7 protein-coding genes are annotated in these 4168 nt (G+C 74.4%); 3 read left to right on the forward strand and 4 right to left on the reverse strand.

Annotation, left to right across the window (positions count from 1 at the left end; all coding sequences use genetic code 11):
* Positions 1-574: aminodeoxychorismate/anthranilate synthase component II (locus NCC78_RS28540; RefSeq protein ID WP_250798390.1), on the forward strand; the 574-nt coding region annotated here is incomplete at its 5' end.
* Positions 575-658: 84 nt separating this feature from the next.
* Here the strand turns inward: NCC78_RS28540 and wrbA are convergent.
* The gene (gene wrbA, locus NCC78_RS28545) at positions 659-1279 is read right to left on the reverse strand and encodes an NAD(P)H:quinone oxidoreductase (RefSeq protein WP_250798392.1); all 621 of its coding nucleotides are present in this window, start codon (positions 1277-1279) and stop codon (positions 659-661) included.
* A 179-nt stretch (positions 1280-1458) separates the two neighbouring features.
* Between wrbA and NCC78_RS28550 the strand changes: the two genes are divergently transcribed.
* Entirely contained in the window at positions 1459-1947 is a 489-nt protein-coding gene (locus NCC78_RS28550; protein WP_250798393.1) for a GNAT family N-acetyltransferase, read from the forward strand.
* A gap of 224 nt (positions 1948-2171) precedes the next feature.
* Here the strand turns inward: NCC78_RS28550 and NCC78_RS28555 are convergent, their stop codons facing one another.
* The 3 genes from NCC78_RS28555 to NCC78_RS28565 all read right to left on the reverse strand — a co-directional run bounded on the left by NCC78_RS28555 (position 2172) and on the right by NCC78_RS28565 (position 3773).
* Complete coding sequence (locus tag NCC78_RS28555; protein ID WP_250798394.1) at positions 2172-2540, reverse strand: DUF3037 domain-containing protein; 369 nt, start codon at positions 2538-2540, stop codon at positions 2172-2174.
* Positions 2537-3295, reverse strand: a complete 759-nt coding sequence (locus NCC78_RS28560) for a HipA family kinase (RefSeq protein WP_250798395.1) — start codon at positions 3293-3295, stop codon at positions 2537-2539. Before NCC78_RS28560 ends, NCC78_RS28555 begins: the two co-directional genes overlap by 4 nt.
* 79 nt (positions 3296-3374) lie before the next feature.
* Positions 3375-3773 (reverse strand): DUF4190 domain-containing protein, encoded by a 399-nt coding sequence (locus tag NCC78_RS28565; protein ID WP_250798397.1) that lies wholly within the window; start codon positions 3771-3773, stop codon positions 3375-3377.
* 188 nt (positions 3774-3961) lie between these two features.
* Between NCC78_RS28565 and NCC78_RS28570 the strand changes: the two genes are divergently transcribed.
* The coding region (locus NCC78_RS28570) for a DNA glycosylase AlkZ-like family protein (RefSeq protein WP_250798398.1) at positions 3962-4168 on the forward strand (207 nt) is incomplete at its 3' end.

Here is a 4168-nt window from a genome sequence, read left to right on the forward strand (position 1 = left end):
CTTCACCGGGATGCTGGCCCACCAGCTCGGGGCGCTCGGCCTCGCCGTCGAGGTGCGACCGTGGCACGTCCCCGGGCCGGTGGACGGGTACGACCTGGTGGTCATCGGGCCGGGCCCGGGCGATCCCGGCAGCACCGCAGAGCCGAAGATGCTGGCGATGCGCGGGCTGCTCGCCGGGCTGCTCGCCGAGGGCCGGCCCACGCTGGCCGTCTGCCTGGGCCACCAGCTGCTCTCCGGCCTGCTCGGGCTGCCGCTGCACCGGCGCGACGCCCCGTACCAGGGGCCCCAGCGGGAGGTGCCGGTCTTCGGCACCCGCCGGCGGGTGGGCTTCTACTCGACCTTCACGGCCCGGGCGGACGCGGACCGGCTGGAGACCGCCTACGGGCCGGTGGAGGTGTCCCGGGACGACGTGGACGGGGCGGTGCACGCCCTGCGCGGGCGGGGTTTCGCCGGGGTGCAGTTCCACCCCGAGTCGGTGCTCAGCCCCGACGGCCTGGCCGTCCTCGCCGACCTGCTGCGGGACCTGCTGCCCGCGCCGGCCGGTGAGCTGTCGGCGGCGGCCGAGCGGGCATAGTCGCACCGATCGGGGGTAGGGCTGGGGGCGACCGGCGGTCCGGGCGGGTCGAGAGCCCCCGCCCGGACCGCCGGTCGCGTGTGCTCAGGCGGCGGCCATGCCCTTCTTCAGGTAGGTGCCGATCTCCACCGCCCGCCGGGCGGTCAGCCCGACCGCGCCCAGCGCGATGCTGTCCGGCGCGATCTCACCGTTGTTGCTGGTGTGCGAGGCGCCGTACGGGTTGCCGGCCACGAACTGGCTCGGGTCGGAGTAGGCGGGCGTGACCACCAGCCCGCCCCAGTGGTAGAAGATCGTGAACAGCGAGGTCAGCGTCGTCTCCTGACCGCCGTGCGAGGTCGCGGTCGAGGTGAACGCGGAGTAGACCTTGTTGGACAGCGACCCCTGCGCCCAGAGCGGACCGGTGGTGTCGATGAACTGCTTGAGCTGGGCGGCGACCATGCCGTAGCGGGTGGGCGAGCCGAAGATCACCACGTCGGCCCAGGCGATGTCGTCGATCTGCGCCTGCGGCACCTCCTGCGTCTCCAGGTGGTGCGCCTGCCAGCCGGAGTTGGAGCGGATCGCCTCATCCGGCGCCAGCTCGCGCACCTTGCGCAGTCGTACGTCCGCGCCGGCCTCACCTGCGGCTTCGCACGCCGCCTGCGCCATCTGGTACGTGATGCCGGTCGCGCTGTAGTAGATCACCGCGACCTTGATCTGGGCAGCCATCGGATGTTCCCCTCCTCAAGTTTCGGATCAGCTCCGGCGACTACCCGTTAGTTGCAGTGTCAAACGACGCGTTGGTGGCCAAAGTCGGCCCCGCCGTGCACGGAATCCGTCGACGGACCGTCACCACGGCGGCGGCCGGAGCGCGCTGCGGGGCCCGCCCGGCGTGCCATGATCGACGGATGGAGATCAGGGAGGCGAGCGCCGACGACTGGCCGCTGATCTGGCCCTTCCTGCGGCAGATCGTCGCCGCCGGCGAGACCTACACGTGGCCCCGGGACGTGGACGAGGAGCAGGCCCGGCGGATGTGGCTGGTGCCGCCGCCCGGGCGCACCGTGGTCGCCGTGGACCCCGACGGCGTCGTGCTCGGCTCGGCGAAGCTGACGCCGAACCAGGCCGGACCGGGCGACCACGTGGCCAACGCCAGCTTCATGGTCGCCCCGGACGCGGCCGGGCGGGGTGTCGGCCGGGCACTCGGCGCGCACCTGCTCGACCTCGCCCGGGCCGACGGCTACCGGGCGATGCAGCTCAACGCGGTGGTGGCGACCAACACCCGGGCCGTGGCGCTTTGGCGGTCGCTCGGCTTCGAGGTGGTCGGCCGGGTGCCGGAGGGCTTCCGGCACCCCGCCGAGGGGTACGTGGACCTGCTGGTCATGCACCGCCGGCTCTGAGCACCGCCCGGCGACGGGGCGCGCCGGTCCCGCGCCACGGCTCAAGATTTCCGCAAGTTCCCCAAGGCACCGGTGTCCGGGCGTCTCGCCGCCGGGGATCCTTCTCGCACAGGCAACGGCCGGCCCGGCCGCCGCCCCGCGCCGGCGCACCTGAACGGGGGATCGCGCTCCGCCGGCAGCGTCGCTGGCGTAGCGCGGTCAGGGCAGACGCCCGCCGACAGCGCTCAGCGGACCAGCGCGTCCGTCAGCCGGTCCAGCTCGGCCGCCGGGTCGGCCGTCAGCCCGGTGTGCACCGGCCCGGCCTGGACCATCGTGCTGCGCGGTGCGGCCAGCCAGCGGAACCGCTCCCCCAGCTTCATCCCGCCGGACGGGCCGTCGCCGGCGCAGGTCCGGTCCCAGGAGCGCAGCACCGCGGCCACCGCCTCCAGGTCGACCTGCGGCGCGAGCGCCCGTACCCGGTCGGCGTCCAGGTGGGTACGCGCGCCGAGGAAGTCCCGCTGCTGGCAGTAGAGCAGCACGCCGACGTTGATCTGCTCGCCGCGCTCCACCCGGGGCACCAGCCGGATCACCGCGTACTCGAAGGGGTGTCTCACGCCGGGCTCCCCTGCGGCAGCCAGTCGCCGCGGCGGGCGACCCGGGCGGCCAGGTGCTCCACGTACGCGGCGCGCGCCGCGTCGACGGAGTCGAAGTCGGGGCCGTCCAGCCAGCCGTCGGGCACCAGGGCCAGCACCTCGCTGAGCAGGTCCCGGGTCACCCGGGGGCTCAGCTCCGCGTCCGCCTCGGCCATCCGCCCGGCGTACGCGGCCAGCACGTGATCGTCGGCGCGGTAGGCGCGGTGCACCGCGGCCTGCGCCCGGGGCCAGTTGTGGTGGAAGTACAGCGAGGCGCCGTGGTCGATCAGCCAGAGCTCGCGGTGCCAGACCAGCAGGTTCGGGTTGCGCCAGCTGCGGTCGACGTTCTCCACGTACGCGTCGAACCAGAGCACCCGGGAGGCGAGCGCGGCGTCGACCGGGTGGGCGACCGGGTCGTAGCCCAGCGCGCCGGGCAGGAAATCCATGCCCAGGTTGGCGCCGCCGCTGTTGCGCAGCAGCTCCTGCACCTCCTGGTCCGGTTCGGCCCGCCCGATCACCGGGTCGATGTCGAGCACCACCAGCGGCGGCACGGCCAGCCCCAGCCGGCGCGCCAGCTCACCGCAGATCACCTCGGCCACCAGCGCCTTCGGCCCCTGCCCGGCGCCGCGGAACTTCGCCACGTACGTGCCGAGGTCGTCGGCCTCCACCACGCCGGGCAGCGAGCCGCCCTCGCGCAGCGGGGTGACGTAGCGGATTCCGGTGACCTGGCGGAGCACCCGACCACCCTAGTCGGGCAGGTCGCCGCCCCGTCGCGCGCCCCGCGACGCGGCGGGGGCACGCGACCAGGCCCGCCGGTCAGTCGTCGAGCTTGTCCCTCAGGTCGTCGACCTGCTGCTGGATCCGGTCGACCGCACCCTCGTTGTTGATGAACGTGGTGATCCCGGCGGCGAGGGCGAGTCCGATCAACACCGCCAGGGCGCTGAGCACCAGGCCACCGATCGCGACGCCCCGCCCGGTCACGCCGGGCCGGCGGGCCATCTTGAGCCCGACGATGCCGAGGATGACGCCGATGATGCCCAGGATCAGGCCGGCCCAGGCCAGGATCGCGGTGAGCACGCAGATCAGCGCGGACACCCCGAACACCAGGGCGAACGTCGCCGCCGCGCTGGTCTTGGCCGCCGTGCCCGGCCGGTCGCCCCGGGTCCGCGTGGGTGTGCCGCCGCCGCTACGGGCCGGCTCGCTGGACGCAGTCATGTCACTCCCTCCCGCGCGCTCGGCGCGCGTGCTCCGGCGGCCCGCTTTCCCGCTCCCGGAGCACTTAAGCCCCGACACCCCACGCCGGTCCGGATCGTCGGTGGCCGCCCCTATGCTGGCCGGACGTCCAGCCCTGGAAAGGCGGCCATCCCGTGCAGCTCACCGCGACCGAGGCCCTGGCGCTGCGGATGACCAGCCTGCTGCTGCGCCCGCATCCCGCCGGCCAGCCGGGCACGGTGGCCGAGGTGGTGCAGTGGTTCGGGGCCATGCAGGCGCAGGACGCGGCGAGCGGCATGTGGTCGCTGGGGGTCCGGCTGCCGCGGCTGCGCCACGCCGACGTGCACGCCGCGCTGGAGGGCCGCGAGGCGTTGCGGACGTGGCCGATGCGGGGCACC

The sequence above is a fragment of the Micromonospora phytophila genome (genome assembly GCF_023656545.1).
Lineage (GTDB): Bacteria > Actinomycetota > Actinomycetes > Mycobacteriales > Micromonosporaceae > Micromonospora > Micromonospora phytophila.

Bases quoted from the DNA above. Each gene is read 5' to 3' on its own strand.
- wrbA (WP_250798392.1), bottom strand. From the start codon at position 1,279: ATGGCTGCCCAGATCAAGGTCGCGGTGATCTACTACAGCGCGACCGGC.
- NCC78_RS28565 (WP_250798397.1), bottom strand. From the start codon at position 3,773: ATGACTGCGTCCAGCGAGCCGGCCCGTAGCGGCGGCGGCACACCCACG.
- NCC78_RS28550 (WP_250798393.1), top strand. From the start codon at position 1,459: ATGGAGATCAGGGAGGCGAGCGCCGACGACTGGCCGCTGATCTGGCCC.